Annotated in this window: 14 protein-coding genes; 8 read left to right on the forward strand and 6 right to left on the reverse strand. The window is 65.8% G+C overall.

Annotated elements, in window-relative coordinates; genetic code table 11:
- Positions 1-73 precede the first annotated feature (73 nt).
- From ABIC75_RS06430 to ABIC75_RS06450, 5 genes are all read left to right on the forward strand, one after another.
- Complete coding sequence (locus ABIC75_RS06430; RefSeq protein WP_354013002.1) at positions 74-829, forward strand: NYN domain-containing protein; 756 nt, start codon at positions 74-76, stop codon at positions 827-829.
- A complete protein-coding gene (gene tilS, locus ABIC75_RS06435) occupies positions 822-2,111 on the forward strand; it encodes a tRNA lysidine(34) synthetase TilS (RefSeq protein ID WP_354013003.1) in 1,290 nt (429 codons plus the stop codon). Before ABIC75_RS06430 ends, tilS begins: the two co-directional genes overlap by 8 nt.
- A 49-nt stretch (positions 2,112-2,160) precedes the next feature.
- Positions 2,161-2,412, forward strand: coding sequence for an exodeoxyribonuclease VII small subunit (locus ABIC75_RS06440; protein WP_354013004.1), 252 nt, complete (start codon positions 2,161-2,163; stop codon positions 2,410-2,412).
- Positions 2,396-3,295 (forward strand): polyprenyl synthetase family protein, encoded by a 900-nt coding sequence (locus tag ABIC75_RS06445; protein ID WP_436407877.1) that lies wholly within the window; start codon positions 2,396-2,398, stop codon positions 3,293-3,295. Before ABIC75_RS06440 ends, ABIC75_RS06445 begins: the two co-directional genes overlap by 17 nt.
- Before the next feature lie 131 nt (positions 3,296-3,426).
- Positions 3,427-4,125 (forward strand): hypothetical protein, encoded by a 699-nt coding sequence (locus ABIC75_RS06450; RefSeq protein WP_354013005.1) that lies wholly within the window; start codon positions 3,427-3,429, stop codon positions 4,123-4,125.
- 45 nt (positions 4,126-4,170) lie between these two features.
- On the opposite strand, the gene ABIC75_RS06455 is transcribed toward ABIC75_RS06450, so the two are convergent.
- Positions 4,171-4,611, reverse strand: coding sequence for a DUF4870 domain-containing protein (locus ABIC75_RS06455; RefSeq protein WP_354013006.1), 441 nt, complete (start codon positions 4,609-4,611; stop codon positions 4,171-4,173).
- Positions 4,612-4,713: 102 nt separating this feature from the next.
- Complete coding sequence (gene pmbA, locus ABIC75_RS06460) at positions 4,714-6,066, reverse strand: metalloprotease PmbA (RefSeq protein WP_354013007.1); 1,353 nt, start codon at positions 6,064-6,066, stop codon at positions 4,714-4,716.
- A 109-nt stretch (positions 6,067-6,175) separates the two neighbouring features.
- Between pmbA and ABIC75_RS06465 the strand changes: the two genes are divergently transcribed.
- The gene (locus tag ABIC75_RS06465; RefSeq protein ID WP_354013008.1) at positions 6,176-6,424 is read left to right on the forward strand and encodes a DUF1653 domain-containing protein; all 249 of its coding nucleotides are present in this window, start codon (positions 6,176-6,178) and stop codon (positions 6,422-6,424) included.
- Positions 6,425-6,453: 29 nt separating this feature from the next.
- Positions 6,454-7,038 carry a ribosome biogenesis factor YjgA gene (gene yjgA, locus ABIC75_RS06470; protein ID WP_354013009.1) on the forward strand — a complete coding sequence of 195 codons (585 nt, stop codon included), beginning with the start codon at positions 6,454-6,456 and terminating at the stop codon, positions 7,036-7,038.
- A 241-nt stretch (positions 7,039-7,279) separates the two neighbouring features.
- On the opposite strand, the gene ABIC75_RS06475 is transcribed toward yjgA, so the two are convergent.
- The 3 genes from ABIC75_RS06475 to tldD form a co-directional block, all read right to left on the reverse strand.
- The gene (locus tag ABIC75_RS06475; protein WP_354013010.1) at positions 7,280-8,701 is read right to left on the reverse strand and encodes a YeiH family protein; all 1,422 of its coding nucleotides are present in this window, start codon (positions 8,699-8,701) and stop codon (positions 7,280-7,282) included.
- A 132-nt stretch (positions 8,702-8,833) separates the two neighbouring features.
- Positions 8,834-10,027 carry a DUF4034 domain-containing protein gene (locus ABIC75_RS06480; protein ID WP_354013011.1) on the reverse strand — a complete coding sequence of 398 codons (1,194 nt, stop codon included), beginning with the start codon at positions 10,025-10,027 and terminating at the stop codon, positions 8,834-8,836.
- Between the two features lie 124 nt (positions 10,028-10,151).
- Entirely contained in the window at positions 10,152-11,591 is a 1,440-nt protein-coding gene (tldD, locus tag ABIC75_RS06485; RefSeq protein ID WP_354013012.1) for a metalloprotease TldD, read from the reverse strand.
- A gap of 143 nt (positions 11,592-11,734) precedes the next feature.
- Between tldD and ABIC75_RS06490 the strand changes: the two genes are divergently transcribed.
- Positions 11,735-12,940 (forward strand): sterol desaturase family protein, encoded by a 1,206-nt coding sequence (locus ABIC75_RS06490; RefSeq protein ID WP_354013013.1) that lies wholly within the window; start codon positions 11,735-11,737, stop codon positions 12,938-12,940.
- Between the two features lie 42 nt (positions 12,941-12,982).
- Here ABIC75_RS06490 and ABIC75_RS06495 read toward each other — a convergent pair whose 3' ends face one another.
- Positions 12,983-16,921: a YhdP family protein gene (locus ABIC75_RS06495; RefSeq protein ID WP_354013014.1), complete on the reverse strand. Its 3,939-nt coding sequence runs from the start codon at positions 16,919-16,921 to the stop codon at positions 12,983-12,985.
- Position 16,922 lies beyond the last annotated feature (1 nt).

Below are 16,922 nucleotides of genomic sequence, written 5' to 3' on the forward strand. Positions count from 1 at the left end.
CGTTGGGCGCGCGTCACCGCCCACTCACGCACGCGCGCTACCATCGGTGACAACGCCGCCCGGAAACGCGTCCATGGCCAACGAACACGCCACCAAGCTCGCCGTCCTCATCGATGCCGACAACGCGCAGCCGGCCATCGCCGAACCGCTGCTGGCCGAGGTGGCGAAGTACGGCACCGCGCACGTCAAGCGCGCCTATGGCGATTGGACGTCCAATCACCTGAAAAGCTGGAAGGAGCAACTGCTCACGCAGTCGATCCAGCCGATCCAGCAATTCGGTTACACCAGCGGCAAGAACGCCACCGACTCGGCGATGATCATCGACGCGATGGACTTGCTGTATTCCGGTCGCTTCGATGGTTTCTGCATCGTCTCCAGCGACAGCGATTTCACGCGACTGGCCGCACGCATCCGCGAATCCGGCTTGATCGTCTACGGCTTTGGCGAACGCAAGACGCCCGACCCCTTCGTGGCGGCATGCGACAAGTTCATCTACACCGACATCCTTGCCGCCAAGCCGGATGAGGAACAACCGCTCAAGCCGCGCACGGCGGCGCAGCTCAAGCAGGATTCCAGCCTGGTGAACCTGCTGCGCAATGCGCTGGAAGCCGCATCGGACGACGACGGCTGGGCGGCCTTGGGCGGCGTGGGTTCCATCATCACCAAGCAACGCCCCAACTTCGACGCGCGCAGCTACGGCTACAACAAGCTGAGCGAACTGATCGCGGCCACTACGCTGTTCGACATGGACCGCCGCAGCCCCGGCGAAGGGCGTCCGAAGGTGATCTACGTACGCAACAAAGGCAAGAAGCCCGCAACCCGTGAATAAGCTGATCGACACGCTTCGCCACGCCTTGCAGCGAGAGCCGCAAGGCCACTTGTGCGTGGCCTACAGCGGCGGCCCCGACTCCACCGCCCTGCTGCACGCACTCTCGCAAATGCCCCAAGCGCAGGCGCGCGAGTTGCGCGCACTGCACATCGACCATGGCCTGCACGAGCAAAGTCATCGCTGGGCCGTGCATTGCAAACAGCTGGCGAACGAATGGGGCGTAGCGTGCCTCGTGCTGCGCGTCGAGGTGGACCACGCGCGTGGCTATGGACTGGAAGCGGCCGCGCGCGATGCGCGTTATCGCGCCTTTGCCGCGTCGCTGCGCAGGGGCGAGCGCCTGTTGCTGGCGCATCACCGCGATGACCAGGCCGAAACCGTTCTGCTGAAGTTGTTGCGCGGCGCCGGGCCGGAGGGCCTCGGCGGCATGCGCGTCACGCGCCGCCTCGGCGAAGGGTTGCTGTGGCGCCCGTTGCTCGATACGCCTCGCGAGGTATTGCGTCGCTACGTGGAGCAGCACGAACTGCCCTGCATCGACGATCCGTCGAACCAGGACGCGCGCCTCTCGCGGAATTTTCTTCGTCACGAAATCCTGCCGCGCCTCAGTCAGCATTGGCCACAGGCGGTGGAATCGATCGTCCACAGCGCCAGCCTCAATCGCTCCGCCACCGAAACGCTGGAACGCCAGTGGCGTGCCGCGCAGGCGCATTTGCTCGACACCACCAACGGCAGTCTCGATGCCGCCGGCTGGCTCGCCCTGTCGCCGGCGTTGCGCCATCCCCTGCTCGACGATTGGCTGCATTCGCGCGGGCTTTCCGCGCCCACCACCGCGCAGCGCGAACAGATCGAACGCCAATGCAGCGCGCGCGACGGGCAACTCCCCTGCATCCGCTGGGCGGGCGCCGAAGTGCATGTGTGGAAGGGACGGCTGTGGGCGTTGCCGCCGCAGCCCTCGATCGACCCGCACTGGAACGCTCCCTGGCTGGGCGAACCGCTGGCCCTGCCCGATGGCGGCAGCCTGCGGATGGAACCGCAAGGACGGCTCGCCGAAGCCCTCACCATCCGGCTTCGCCGCGGCGGCGAGCAGCTTCGCCCCGCGGGCGATGCGCATACCCGCGAACTGCGCGACCTGTTCCAGCAGAGCAGCATGCCGCCGTGGCGCCGGCTAGCCTGCCCCCTGCTTTATGCGGGTGACGAGCTGATCGGCGTGGGCGACCGCTGGCTTACGGCGCGTGGCCTCAGCCTGTTCGGCGAGGCCCGTCCGCTATGGCAATCGGCCTACTGATACCTGCCGTGATTGATTCCACTCGCCCCCTGCGCTAGCTTTGCGGGCCATGGCCAAGTCTGCATCCGTCCCCGTCGCCCCCGCCGCCGATTTCGAACACTCGCTGGACGAACTCGAGCAGCTGGTTGCGCGTATGGAAGGCGGTGAATTGAGCCTGGACGAATCCCTGTCCTCCTTCGAACGCGGCATCGGCCTATACCGCCATTGCCAGCAGGCATTGGAAAATGCCGAGTTGCGCGTACGAATGCTGCTCGATCCCGATGCCCCAGACACAGCCGAACCTTTTGAACCGGAGCTCTGAGCTCGGCGCACAGCTCAAAACGCTGATCGCCCGCGCCGAAGAGACGCTCGTCCGTTCGCTTCCCCCTGAAGACACTGCACCGGTCGAATTGCACCGGGCGATGCGTTACGCCGTGCTCGGCGGCGGCAAGCGACTGCGGCCCCTGCTGGTCTACGCCGCCGGCCACGCCTTCGGCGAAGCAGGTTCGCGGCTGGATGCCCCCGCCGTGGCGGTGGAGCTGATCCACGCGTATTCGCTGGTGCACGACGACCTTCCGGCCATGGACGACGACGCCATGCGCCGCGGCCGCCCCACCTGTCACATCGTATTCGGCGAAGCCATGGCCATCCTGGCTGGCGATGCCCTGCAGGCGCTGGCCTTCGAGCTGCTTGCCCACGACGTGGACGCCGGCGTTTCGCCCGCGCGCTGTGTCGAGATGCTGCGCGTGCTGGGCCGCGCCTGCGGTGCCGACGGCATGGCCGGCGGGCAGGCGCTGGATCTGGCCGCCGTGGGCCGCAAGCTGACGCTGGCCGAGCTGGAGTTCATGCACGCCTGCAAGACCGGCGCGTTGATCCGCGCTGCCGTGCACCTGGGCGGCCTTGCGGCGGGCGCCTCCGACGACGAACTGGCCGCGCTGGACCGCTACGGCCACGCCGTCGGCCTGGCGTTCCAAGTGCGCGACGACATTCTCGATGTGGAAGGCGAGTCGGTCGTACTGGGCAAGACCGCGGGCAAGGACGCCGCCGCCGACAAGCCGACGTTCCCCTCGATCATCGGCATGGAAGCGTCGCGCGAGCATCTCGCTCGCCTCACGCAGGACGCGCTGGACGCCATCGCACCCTTCGGCGAACGCGCCAGCCTGCTGGAAGAACTGGCCCGTTACGCGGCCGCGCGCCTGCGCTAACCGCTGCCGCTGCGGGTCAACAGTCGCCACGCTGGAACGTTCCAGCGTGATAGATCCCCGACCGTTGCGACGCGATGCCCCTCTTCCGCCCTGTCCGTGCTTTCCGTGCCCCGTGGCTCGGCGCCGTCGTCTTGCTTGCCGCAGGCACGGCGTTTGCCCAGAGCACCGACTTCTCCGGCGCCTGGCGCCTTGACGATCGCAATAGCGACAGCGCCGATGGCCTGACCACCGCGATGCGCGTGGAAGCGCGCAAGGAGCTGGCCGCCCGGCAGCAATCGGCACCTGCTTCATCCTCATCCAGCGCAGCGCCCGCCAGCGGCGGGCATGGCGGCGGCCGCCATGGCGGTGGCATGGGCGGCGGAGGGATGGGCGGTGGCGGCATGGGTGGCGGTGGCCACGGCGGCGGCATGGGTGGCGGCGGTCATGGCCGTCACGGCGACAGCGGCAGCGACGCCAAACCCGCGGATGCTGGCGACAAAGACCCCATCGCCACGGCCACCTATCCGATGCCACCGTCGCTGAAGACCGACTCGGTGTTGCTCGTGCAGCAGGACGCCAAGACCTTTCAGGTGCATTTGAGCAACGGCGACCAGCTCACCGGCAAGCTGGACGGCGTCGCGCGCCAGTCGCTCAACGGCAATGCCATGGTGCGCGGCCAGATCATGAGCGGCCAACTGGTGGTGAACATCCGCTACGCCGATGGCACGCAGCTCGACCAGACCTGGGCAATGTCGCCCGATGGCCAGCAGATGGTGGTGACGGGTGCGTGGAAAGTGCCCACGCTCGAACAGCCAGTCGGCTTCAAGCGCACCTACGTGGGGCTGCACTGAAACGAAAAAGGCGACCCGAAGGTCGCCTTTTTCCTGGGTGCCGGCCTAACCGATCAGCCGCAGCGTGAAGGGGTAGCGATAACGCACGCCCTCGTTCGCACGGATGGCCGCGATGATGGTGAACACCAGCCAGGCCACACCGACCACCACGCCGACAGGGATGGCGATCAACACGCCCAGGCCCAGCGTGATCAGCGTGAGCACGAACAGCGCGAAGAAAACGATGGCCACGGTGATGTTGAAGTTCAGCGCCTCTTTCCCCTGGTCGTTGACGAAGGGCATCGTGTCCTTCTTCACCAGCCAGATGATCAGTGGCCCGAGGAAACACCCCCAGCCGAACCAGTGACCCGTGACGATGAGGCCCAGCAAGGCGGACAGATGGGCAAACATCGCCCATTGGCGCTCCTGGACGGAAGGGACATCGGACGGCGGCACGGCGGAGCCGTTCGACGGCGGCGGTACGACGGACTCGGGCGGAACGCTCATGCGTACATCTCCTAGGTCGTAAAGGCCTGATGGTTCTGTCAGCGGAGAGCTGACGGCCCTGATCCTAGCAAGTGTCCGCCCGGATTACCGGTGTGAGAGGTCCTACTCACCCGCGATGGTCATCTGCTCCAGCAGGATCGAACCCGTGAGCAGGTGCGAGCGATGATCCACATCCGAACCCACGGCCACGATGTTGGCGTACATGTCGCGCAGGTTCGCTGCGATGGTGATCTCTTCGACCGGGTAGACGATCTGGCCGTTCTCCACCCAGAAACCCGCCGCGCCGCGCGAATAGTCGCCGGTCACCGTGGATACGCCCTGCCCCATCACCTCAGTCACTACCAGGCCGGTGCCCATGCGCTTGAGCAGCGCGGCGAAATCGTCCTGGCCGGGCTCGACGATCATGTTGTGGATGCCGCCCGCATTGCCGGTGGACTGCAGCCCCAGCTTGCGCGCCGAGTAGCTGCCCAGCACGTAGCGCGCGAGCACGCCGCTTTCGATCAGCGAGCTGTCGCGGGTGGCCACGCCTTCCGCATCGAATGCACCGGAGCCTTGCCCGCGCATGAGGAACGGACGCTCGACGATGTTCATCCACGACGGCATCACCTGCTTGCCCGCGTGGTCCAGCAGGAAGCTGGCGCGGCGATACAGCGCGCCGCCGCTCACCGCGCCGATCAGATGCCCGATCAGGCCGCGCGCCACGTCCGGCGTGAACAACACCGGCGCCTGGCGCGTGGAAAGCGAACGCGCGCCCATGCGCGCCAACGTGCGCTGTGCCGCCTTGTCGCCCAGCGCCTGTGGGCTCATGAAATCATCGGCGGAGCGCACGCTGTCGTACCAGTAGTCGCGCTGCATGCCGTCGTCGTCGCCGGCGATGAGCGCCACCGACAATGAGTGGCGAGTGCCGCGCTCGCGCCCGAGAAAACCATGCGAATTCGCATAGACGGCCAGGCTCTCGCCCATCTGCACGCTGGCGCCGTCGGAATTGGTGATGCCGGCATGCGCGCGACCGGCGTCTTCGATCTGCTTGCCCAGCGCGATGGCCTGGTCGGTCTCGATGCGCCACGGGTGCCACAGATCCAGGTCCGGAAATTCGGTCGCCATGCGCGAGGCGTCGGCCAGACCCGAGGCCGGGTCTTCCTCGGTGTAGCGGGCGATGGCACAGGCCTGCTCCAGCGTGGCCTGGATCGAATCGGCGTTGAGGTCGGCCGTGCTGGCCGACCCCTTGCGCTGGCCGAAATACACGGTGAGCCCGAAACCGCGGTCACGCGTGTGCTCCACCGTTTCCACCTCGCCCAGGCGCACGTTCACGTTCAGCCCCGTGTCGATGCTGGCGGCGACCTCGGCCTGGCTGGCGCCAGCGGCGCGGGCCCGGCGGATCACGTCCTCGGCCAATTGGGCCAGGCGGTCGAGTTCGTCGTTGCTGCGGTCCTGGGTGGGCTTGAGCTGGGTCACGTGAATTCCTGCAGAAAAACGGGGAACGGGTAGAATACGCGGTCCTACCCGCGCAACTCCGGAAGATGGGGTCGCGCGCCCGAAAGCAAAGAGCGTCGCGGAGAACGCCATGTCACTGACAGCCGGCATCTACCGCCACTACAAAGGCCAGCGTTATCGCGTCCTGGGCACGGCCCGGCACAGCGAAACCATGGAGGAAGTAGTGGTCTACCAGGCGCTCTACGGCGACTACGGCCTGTGGGTGCGTCCCGCCGTGATGTTCTGCGAAACCGTGGAGCTCGATGGCGAGCCCATCCCGCGGTTCGCGCTGGAACAGGCCGAACCCGACCTGCTCGATGGCGTTGTTGCCGCACCCTGAGCGCCCGCTCCACCTGTTGGAATGAACCCGTGAATCGCACTTACACCGACAACCCGGACCACGACTACGGCCCGACCCGCACGCAGCAGCGCAAAGACGCTTTGGCCGTGCTGGCACTGGCCAACCAGTTGATGGAGCTGCCGCCAAGCAAGCTGGCCAAGCTCGAATTGCCGGAAGACGTGCAGCGCGAAATCGCCAACACGCGCCGCATCACCTCTCACGGCGCGCGCAAGCGCCAGATGGCCTTTCTGGCCAAGGTGATGCGCCGCCATGAGAACAGCGTGTTTGACGGCATAAGGGCTGCGCTCGGCGAAAACCGCGACCTGCAGCGCCAGGAAACCGCAGCGATGCATCGCCTGGAAGCCACGCGCGATCGCCTGCTGGCCGATCCGGACAATGCGATGAGCGATGTGATCGCGCAGTTTCCCAACGTCGATCGCCAGCACCTGCGTTCGCTGGTGCGCCAGGCCAAGATCGAAAAGGACGGCAACAAGCCGCCGCGTGCGTATCGCGAGATCTACCAGTTGCTCAAGGAGCTGGCCAAGGGCAGCACCACCGACGACGTCGAGATCGACGAAGGCGACGTTGAGTCATCGGAAGAAAGCGAAGACTGAGCCGCATCCGCCGCGCGGCATGGCGCAGCAGATGCCTCGCCATCGCGCGGCGTGAATCGCCTGCACGTGTCCAGCGGCGACACGAAACAATCGTGCACCTCGCACAGCGCACTCGCCGCGATGCTCGCGCCATAGGCCGAACCGAACGAGGTCAGCCCCGGTATGAGCTGCTCCGTCACGCGCGGATCGTTGCGGCGATGCCGGCAATGCTCGCAACGCGGCGGGAGCGTGACCGCCACGCTCATCCGCCCAGGCCGTTCCAGTAGTTCGCGAACACGTGCACGGACAGCACGTAGCCGATGATCACGTTCACCACCACGCCCGCCGTGAATGCCAGCAACGGACGCCAGCCGGTGGCCGTGAGCGAACGCAGGCGCGTCGTGAGCCCGATGCTGAGGAAGCAGAAGGTGAACGCCCAGGTTCGCAGCGTGCTGATCGGTGCGACGAGATCGGGCGTGACGATCTTGCGGTAATCGGCCAGCGAATAGTGGCTGGCGATCCACGTGACCAAGGCCGACGCCAGCACGAAGCCGAACACGAACTTCGGGAAGCGCGCCCAGATGTCGCGCACATCCGCCTTCGCCTGCACGCCATCTTCCGAGGTATTCCAGCGCGTAATGGCTACCCATGCCAGCACGAACGCCCAGATGCCGATCCAGATATCGCGGCCCACTACCTTCATCAGCGTGAACGCCTGCACCGCCGCATCCGGCGCACCGGCAATGGCGCCGCCTGCGTTGCGTGCCGCATCGCCGTATGCCTGCGCCGCAGCGACACCGGCGGCATCCGCGAATTCGGACGTGCCGATCCACGCACCCGCCACCGCCGTCGACAAACCCAGCGCGCGCGACGCGAACGGCAGCACGAAGATCATCACGATGGCCCACACCACCACCAGCGTGATGGCCACCGAGGTATCTTCGCGACGCGCACGCACCGCGCCACCGCTGGCAATGGCCGCGGAAACACCGCACACCGCGCCGCCGACGCCGAGCACCGCCGCGAAACGCTTGTCGAGGCCTAGCGCCTTGCCGGCGAGGAAGATGGTGAAGAACGTCGCGAGTGACACGATGGTCGCCTGCCCCACCGCCACCGGGCCTGCCCACACCAACAGCGTGAGCGGCAACGTGGCACCGAGCAGCACAATGCCGACCTTGATGTAGAACTCCACGCGCAGCCCTGACTGGAACCAATCAGGCAGCTTCACCGTGTTGGACACGATCAGGCCCAACCCCAGCGCGAGCAACGGCGCCTCGAGGTTGTAGCGCGACGCCTCGACCCAGGCAGAAGCAGTGAAGATCAGCAACGACACCACGAACAGAATCGCAAAGGCCGGCAGAAAACGCGCCAGCGAATGCCCAAGCACCGCGAGCCCCGTACCGAACAGCAGCGCGAACGCGGCAAAGAGCGCGAGATAGTTGGGAGCGTGCGACACGATGCCCTGCCACGCCTCCGCCAGCGTCTTCCACTTGGCCGGCGCCACGGCCAGCCATTTCAGGCTGCTGCCGTTGGCGAACAAGGCCCACGCCACCACGATTACCAGCAGGCCGATCCACACCGACCACCAGTCTTCGTTGGAGAACACGCCCCATCGCACAGGACGCGCAGCGGCATCCGCTGGGGCACGGGCCTGACCCGGCAGAACACGTGTCGCTTCGCTCATCGCACCGCCCCTCACCGAAAGATGACCGGACGTCCAGACGTCCGGGCGGCCAACGGGAAAAGCCGCAGCGGACACTGTCCGCGCGGCACGGGTCAAAGCGAAATGAGGTTTTGTTCTATCGATATAGCCGCATCATCGATCGACCAGCCCGGGCCAGCGAGGCGTCAGCGAAGGATCGATGCCGGCCATGGCTGTGCGCAGATTGCCACGCGTCACCGCATCGTTGGGATCGAAACGCAATGCCTCGGCAAGGTACACGGTGGCCACTTCGTACTGCTTGTTGTCGAGCGCGTTGGCGCCAGCGCCGATAAGGCTGCTTCCCGTCCCCACCTGATCGAAGACGGTTCGGTAGGCGGCGCGCTGTTCCGGCAGATTGCAATCGCAACTTACCAGGTCCGCCTGATCCATGAGCACCGACGTGCGGACGACGAGAAGGAGCGGTTGTTTCGACGATTGCTTGTCTATCAGGGCCATCAGCCGGGCTTGCGCCTCTAGCGATCCGAACCAGCGCGGCTCCGTGATCATGGCAAACGAATCAAGAACGGGAAAGCTCGTGGGATCCGCAGCAATGCCATCCTTCATGGCCGATACCATCAACTGCCGGTCGCTCTCCAGCATCGCCATGTCCATCAGCGCCGCATAGCCCACAGCCAATCGGGGATCGAGCTTCACCGCTCGACGCAAATCGCCATCGGCACGGGCGAGAAGCTGGCTCATGCCATCAAACCGCTCCTGCGGGGTATCGCTGGCAAATTTCCCGCCGCGCACTCGCCATGCACTTCTGACAAAAGTGAAGCCACTGGCTGCGTAGGCGAGCGCACTTTGCGGCGACTGCTGTTTCCATGCCTCCAGCACGTCGCGTGCTTCAGGCCGCGGCGCGAAGAAGTTGGCATTGAGGAATCGCCAGAACGCTTCGGGATGATGGATGGAGTCTTTCGACCAATCGGCCAATCGGCGGTCGACCTCCGCCGCATGGCCGCTGTTGACGAGATCCTTCAATTCGGCAAAACCGATGGTCGACTGCAGCCGATAGTGGCAATAAGCCTCCAGGCCCTCGCGCGACCAGTGACTGCCCGGCGGATCGGGAAAATGCAGGCACCGCTGCATGACGTCACCGATCTGATCGGCCTTCGCCGCCTCCCCCAGGAACGCGCGCACCTCGTCGGCCGTGAATGGGCTGAGTGGATCATGCACCAGCGGCTGCACCACCACCGGCTGAGGCTGTGCCGCCAAGAGTTGCGCTTGTTGACGTTGGGCCATCACGTCGGCCGAAGCCGCGCAGGCCACCATCGCCAGGATGACCAGGCGACCAAGACTTCGATGCAAGACCATAGCTCCCCCGCTATGTCATCCGCGGCCCGGCTGGGCCGTCTTGCCGACGATCTTCACACAAGCATCAGGCGAGGCGGAAGCCGCTCCTTGCTTACTGGGCGGGGGAAGGCATGGCGAATCAGGACGCCGTGCCACCTACCGTCATCGCATCCACCTTCAGCGTCGGCTGGCCCACGCCCACGGGCACGCTCTGGCCATCCTTGCCGCACACGCCCACGCCTTCGTCCAGCGCGAGGTCGTTGCCGATCATGGAGACGCGGGTGAGCACGTCGGGGCCCGAGCCGATCAGCGTGGCGCCCTTCACCGGACGCGTGACCTTGCCGTCTTCGATGAGATAGGCCTCGCTGGCGGAGAACACGAATTTGCCGTTGGTGATGTCCACCTGGCCGCCACCGAAGTTCACGGCGTACAGGCCTTTCTTCACCGAGCGGATGATTTCCTGCGGATCGTGCTGGCCGGCGAGCATGTAGGTGTTGGTCATGCGCGGCATGGGCAGTTGCGCGAAGGATTCGCGGCGGCCGTTGCCGGTGGGCGCCATGCCCATCAGGCGTGCGTTGAGCTTGTCCTGCATGTAGCCCTTGAGGATGCCGTCCTCGATGAGCGTGGTGCATTCGGTGGGCGTGCCTTCGTCGTCCACGCTGAGCGAACCGCGACGGCCCTGCAGCGTGCCGTCATCCACCACGGTGACGCCTGGCGCGGCCACGCGCTGGCCGATGCGGCCGGCAAAGGCGGAGCTGCCCTTGCGGTTGAAGTCGCCTTCCAGGCCGTGGCCGATGGCCTCGTGCAGCAGCACGCCCGGCCAGCCGGGACCAAGCACCACCGGCATGCTGCCGGCCGGCGCATCGACGGCCTCGAGGTTCACCAGGGCGCCGCGTACGGCCTCATCGGCAAACGCCATGGCGCGGCCGTTGTCGATCAGCTCGCGATAGCCGTAGCGACCACCGCCGCCCGCACTGCCCTGCTCGCGGCGGCCGTTCTGCTCGGCGATCACCGTGACGTTGAGGCGCACCAGCGGGCGCACGTCGGCGGCCAGCGTGCCGTCGGAGGCGGCGACCAGCACGGTATCCATGGTGGCAGCCAGGCTCACGATCACCTGCTTCACGCGCGGGTCGCGGGAGCGCGCATAGGCGTCCACTTCGCGCAGCAGAGCGATCTTGTCAGGGTTGGGCAGGCTTTCGACCGGGTCAATAGCCGGATACAGCTGCCGCGCGCCGTTGAGCGCCAGCGGCTTGCCGACGCCATTGCCACCCTGGGCGATGGCACGGGCTGCCTTGGAAGCCTCCAGCAGCTGCGGCAGCACGATCTCGTCGGAATAGGCGAAGCCGGTCTTCTCGCCGCTGATCGCGCGCACGCCCACGCCCTGCTCGATGGAGTGGCTGCCGTCCTTGACGATGCCTTCCTCCAGCACCCAGGACTCGCTGCGCGAATGCTGGAAATACAGGTCCGCAGCGTCGATGGAAGGGCCCATCAGCTGGTTGAAGACACGGTCGAGGTCGGTGGCGGCCAGGCCGCCCGGCGACAGCAGGCGACGTTCCGCCTGCGCGATCAGGGAATCCATGAAGTCGGTGCCGTATGCAAAAGGGGGACTTTAGCAAGTTGGGGCCGCCCGTCGGGCGTTTAAAGTCTTTTCCGATAGAGCCGGACCGGCGCAGCGGTTAGGATGCCGCCATCCGTTTATGACGCGCATGTGAAGGAACACGTATGAGCGACGCACCCCGGCAGCCGCTGGCCCATAAGGTCATCGACCGCGCCATCAAGGCCCCCATCGAGGAAACCCGCGAACTGCTGCACCGGGATGGCGAGCTCAAGCCCGGCCAGGGCAAGGTGAGCAGCGTCATCGCGCTGTCGCTGGGCTTCCTGTGCCTGCTGGGCGTGCTGGCCTTCCACTTTCCCCAATACCTGACCACGCCGGACCTGCGCCACAAGTATTCGGTGGACCTGCTGCGCCAACTGCTGCTGGCCGCCCTGCTCGTCTCGGGCGGCATGTCGCTGGCCAACATCATCCTTGGCCGCGCACGGCAACTGAGCATGGTGGCATTCGCGCTGGTGATCGTGGCGACGGCACTCGGCGGCTCGCGCGTGCCGGTGGGCAACTTTCCGGATCACACGCCATACATCGGGCTGGACTGGTTCATCCTCGACCTGCTCGGCTCGACGCTGATCTTCGTGGTGATCGAGAAGCTGTTCCCGCTCTACAAGGGCCAGTCGCTGTTCCGCAAGGAATGGCAAACGGACCTGAAGCACTTCGCGGTGAATCACTTCATCGTGGGCCTGGCGCTGCTGGTGGTGAACTTTCTGCTGCATCACCTGTTCGGCTGGCTGGTGCGCAGCGACTTCCAGCAGTTCGTGCAGCACACGCCGTTCGTGCCGCAACTGCTGGTGTGCATCCTGGTGGCCGACCTGGCGCAGTACTGGACGCATCGCGCGTATCACGAAGTGCCGTTCCTGTGGCGCTTCCATGCCGTGCATCATTCGGTGAAGACGATGGACTGGCTGGCCGGTTCGCGCCAGCACATGCTGGAGTTGATCGTCACGCGCGTCGCCGTGCTGGCGCCGCTCTACATCCTCGGTTTCAGCGAGGGCGTGATGAATGCGTACATCATCGTGGTCGGCTTCCAGGCGGTGTTCAACCACGCCAACGTGCATCTGCCATGGGGTCCGCTGAAGTACGTGATGGTGACGCCGGACTTCCATCACTGGCATCACGCCTCCGATGAAGAAGCCATCGACAAGAACTACGCCGCGCACTACGCGTTCCTCGACTATCTCTTCGGCACGGCGGTGAAGTCGACCAAGAAATTCCCGGAGCACTACGGCGTGGTGGGTGACTACATGCCCGACGGTTTCATTCGCCAGCAACTGTTCCCGTTCCACGGCAGCACCAAGCCGCGCGAATCGACGGACTGAGCGAGTCCTGGCGGGAGGAGCGCAACGCTCGCTTCCGCCTTGTCAGCGGGCGCTGCTGCTCGCTGGTGCTGGTGACACATCGCTTCCCGGCGTCAGCACCGTGGGCGGCACCGGAACATCCTTTTTCTCGATCAGCGTGATCACCGGCTTGTCCCAACTGCCGGTGATCTTGTAGCGCGCGCTGGCCGCGCGGTTAATGCCATGGCCCAGCAAGCCCTGCGCCACGAAGCCCGCCGCGATACCGATGGGACCACCCACGAAGGCGCCCACCACCGGCAGGCTGTTGCCCGCGTGCGGAATGGCTAGCACCTGCATGTCGTAATCCTTGGCGCGTACACCGGTGCGCCCGGTGATGGAAATTTCCGCCGCGGGGCTGCGGATCTGCAGGTTGTCGGTGGTCGCACTGCCATCGCCCAGCTTGAAGTCGCCGACAATGGCATCGAAGGCAAGCCCCTTGCCGAACACGTCGCCGAAATCGAACGAAAGACGGCGCGGCAATTCCAGCACCGAGACGAGGCCGAACAGGCGCGCCACGCCGGGCGTCACTTCGGGCATGCGGCCATCGGTGATGTTGATGCTGAGCTTGCCGTCCATGTTGCCCAGCTCCATCGCGGAGGGCGCGCCCGGCCAGGTCGCGTCGAGCGTCGCGCGTACCTTGCCGCCCGCCAGCAGACCTTCATAACCGAAGGCGCCCAGCATCTCGCCCATGTTGTCGGCGGCGAAATCGAAGCGCATGTGCGAGTGGCTGTCGGTGGCCGAGCCGTTCCAGTCGCCGACCGCGTTGATCTGCACGCCATGCGACAAGGTGCGCAGCTGATCGATGTGCATGCCGCGATCGGTCGGCCAGGTTTCCAGTCGCGCGTCGCCCAGTTTTGAATCGCCAAAGCGCAGGTCGTTCACCCACAGATGGAAAGGCGGCAGCGCGGATGGCGTGATGCCGGTGACCGCCGGATTGGGTGGCGGAGTCGCCGGGCCGCCTGCCGGCTGGGTAGCCGTGCCCTGTGCAGCCGTCGCATCCGCGGTACCCGTCGCGCCCTTCTTCGGCGCCACCACATCCTTGGGCCAATACAGACGTTGCAGGCGAGCCGTGACACCACGACGGCCGAGATCGGCCAGTGGAATATTGAAGCGTCCCGCCAGCGCGGCACTGTCGACATCCACCACCAGGCCGTCGGCTTGCGATGTCGCCAGCAGATGCATGTCGGCAAATGGATGGCCAAACACCATCGCCTGCTCGGCGGTCACGTCGATGCTTTCCAGTCCCGGCCCGTTGGCGCTGCTGCCCGATGCCGCGTATTGGGTCCAACCCGTTACATCGAGCCTGGCTGGCCGGCCGCGTATGCGTATGCCTTTTTCCGGCACGGAATCGGGCGCCTTGGTGCCGAAGACGAAAGTGGCCGCGAGCGACTGGTTGTCGTTCTGCGGAAGACGCATGCGCGCGCGGACCACCTGCCCCACGCTCAACTGCACGTCGCTGCCCTGCATCGGCAGGTTCATGTCCAGGTGGAGCGGCAGCGTTCCCTCGGCGGATTTCTTCAGCGGCGTGGGGAAGTCGAGCGTCATGCCGTTGAGCATGGAATCCACGGACAGTTGCTGCGTGCTCGCCGCCGAACCCGGCGTGTTGATGATGTTGAAACCCACGGTGAAATCGCTGCGGCCGTCGGCCACCTGATTCAACCAGTCGAGCTGCTTATAGCCCTGCGTGAGCTCGGCCATGCTGAAACGACCAGCCAGCTTGGCTGACAACACGGTGTTGGGTTGACCGGTGGCGCCGGCAATCGCCAGATCCAGTTTGGACGGCTGTCCGCGAAAGCTGGTGTCGAGCGGCCCGGCGTGGAAGCCGGCCTTGTCGAAGGTGGCCGGACCGGTGAGCTTGTCGAGCTTGAGGTTCCATTCCGGCGCATCGAAGTCCATGCCTTTCAGTTGCGCGCGGCCATCGAGAACGAGATTGCTCGCATCCGCCACGGGCAGCGACAAGTGGAAATCGAAAGCGCCGGTGCCGCCCAGATGCAACTTGGACAGGATGTCCGCATGGTGCATGCCAATGGGGCTGCGCTGCACGAAGTCGAGCATGCTGGCGCCGGTACCATTGCCGCTCACGTTGAGGTCGAGCACGGTCTGGCCGAACTCCGGGATCAACGCCACCGCGCGATCGACCTTGTTGCCCAGCGATTCGCCTGCGCTCGCTTCCACGAACATGCCGCTGTTGATGAAGTTGGCGACGGCGGTAACGTTCTGCGCGTTGGGCCAGTCCCTGCCGTATTTCAGCTCCAGGCCGCTGATCTCGGCGCGCGCCTCGAAGCGGCCCTCGTTGTGGTGGAACGGCCAATCCTTGAGGTCGCCGCGCACCAGCACGTCGGCACGGTCCAGCTTGCCACCCACCAAGGCCTGATCCAGCCACTGCACGGCGGCCGGCGACATCGAATCCACCGGCCAGAACAGTTTGGCGGCCACCACGTCGGCATGGGAAATCGCGGCGTACAGGTCGAGGAACGGACGTCCACCTGCATTCGGCAACGCCACCTCACCGCGCGCTTCACCGCCAAAGCCCGCACCTTCGAAAGCGAACGCTTCGGTGCCGATGTGCAAGGCATCGTCGTCATGCCAGAACGCCACATCGCCGCCGAACTTCGACATCACGAACGGTTCGCGAAACGTGTGCGGAAAACGCAGCACCGTCGCCTGCACCGGCAGCGACACCACCATCGCCTGCGCATCGCCGCGCAACTCACCACGCACGCCATCGATGCCAGGCAACTTGCCGACCGGGTTGATGGCAACGTTGGCGAAGGCGACATCGAGCACGTGCAGGCCTTCGGCGTGATTCCAGACCAGGTGTGCCTGTGTGACCTGGCCGCGCGGCTTGCCGGTACCGACCCATTGCGCGAGCCCCGCGGAGAGCTGCGGCTTGAGCGCCAGCCACGGCACCAACGGCGCCAGTTGCAGGTTGCGCGCGGCAACGTCCACGTTGGCCTGGTCGGTGCCCATGTCCTTCAGCGAGGCCACGGCAATGCCGCCATCATCGGCCGCCCAGCGCACGGTGTAACCGTCCTTGCCGATCGAGACTTCCGCCAGGCCGTCCAGCCCTTCGGTGCTGGCGGTGGCGCCGTCAGGATTCCCGAGCTTCAGGTCGCGCAGATGAAAACGGGTGAGGCTGCGCACCACGCGCGCATCGCGCCAGTCGAGCCAGCTCTCGAACGAACCGCTGCCGCTGTCGGCCGTATAGCCGGCCATATCAATGCCGCTGGACATCGCGTGCAGATCGACGTCGCTGCCGCTGATCCACAGCTTGCCGTCCGCACCGTCCTCGCTGAAATTGCCGGCGCCACGCAATTGCCCGGACGTGCCTTCCCGACGCAGCAACGCGCCCACCCGGACGCGACTGCCCTGCCGGCTCAGGCGTAGCTGATCAGCGAGCAGGGTGAAGTGACGATTGATGCGATTGTCGGTGATCTCCAACCGCGTATCGGTGAGCAACAGGCCGATCGACAACTGGTTGAATCCCGGCTGCTGGCGTTCGTTGCCACCGGCCAGGCCGATGCCGTTGACGTGCCAGGTGCCGTCCATGTCGCGGCTGAGGTCGAATTGCAGGCCACGCGCCTGCAGGTTCACCAGGTGCCGTGACGGCAGCAGCAGGCCGCCCGGATCGAGCTTGAGTTCGGCTTCGGGAATCTGCAGCGGCGTGCCGCCGTCGCCCGAGCCGATGGTGACGCCGCGCATGATGAACAGCGGACCGGTCGGCTGCCAGCGACCTTCCATCGACTTGAATGTCACCGGCCGATGCAGCCTGCTGGCGAGCTGCGTCTCCACCCATTCCGGATGCCGGGCCAGCAGCGGCAACAGCAATTGGCCAAGCCCGATCAGCACGGCCAGTGAAATCACGGCCACGCCCGCAACCCAGGCGAGAGCCCGGCAGCAGAAGTGGGTTCGTTTCAACCAAGGTGCGCTCACGGCGGGCTCGCGACGCAAGGTGCCTGGCACC

The sequence above is a fragment of the Dyella japonica genome (assembly GCF_040545895.1).
In the GTDB taxonomy this organism is placed as follows: domain Bacteria; phylum Pseudomonadota; class Gammaproteobacteria; order Xanthomonadales; family Rhodanobacteraceae; genus Dyella; species Dyella japonica_D.

Coding starts and splice junctions, on each gene's coding strand:
- ABIC75_RS06490 (WP_354013013.1), top strand. CDS start 11,735: ATGAGCGACGCACCCCGGCAGCCGCTGGCCCATAAGGTCATCGACCGC.
- ABIC75_RS06430 (WP_354013002.1), top strand. CDS start 74: ATGGCCAACGAACACGCCACCAAGCTCGCCGTCCTCATCGATGCCGAC.
- ABIC75_RS06475 (WP_354013010.1), bottom strand. CDS start 8,701: ATGAGCGAAGCGACACGTGTTCTGCCGGGTCAGGCCCGTGCCCCAGCG.
- ABIC75_RS06455 (WP_354013006.1), bottom strand. CDS start 4,611: ATGAGCGTTCCGCCCGAGTCCGTCGTACCGCCGCCGTCGAACGGCTCC.
- tldD (WP_354013012.1), bottom strand. CDS start 11,591: ATGGATTCCCTGATCGCGCAGGCGGAACGTCGCCTGCTGTCGCCGGGC.
- ABIC75_RS06465 (WP_354013008.1), top strand. CDS start 6,176: ATGTCACTGACAGCCGGCATCTACCGCCACTACAAAGGCCAGCGTTAT.
- ABIC75_RS06440 (WP_354013004.1), top strand. CDS start 2,161: ATGGCCAAGTCTGCATCCGTCCCCGTCGCCCCCGCCGCCGATTTCGAA.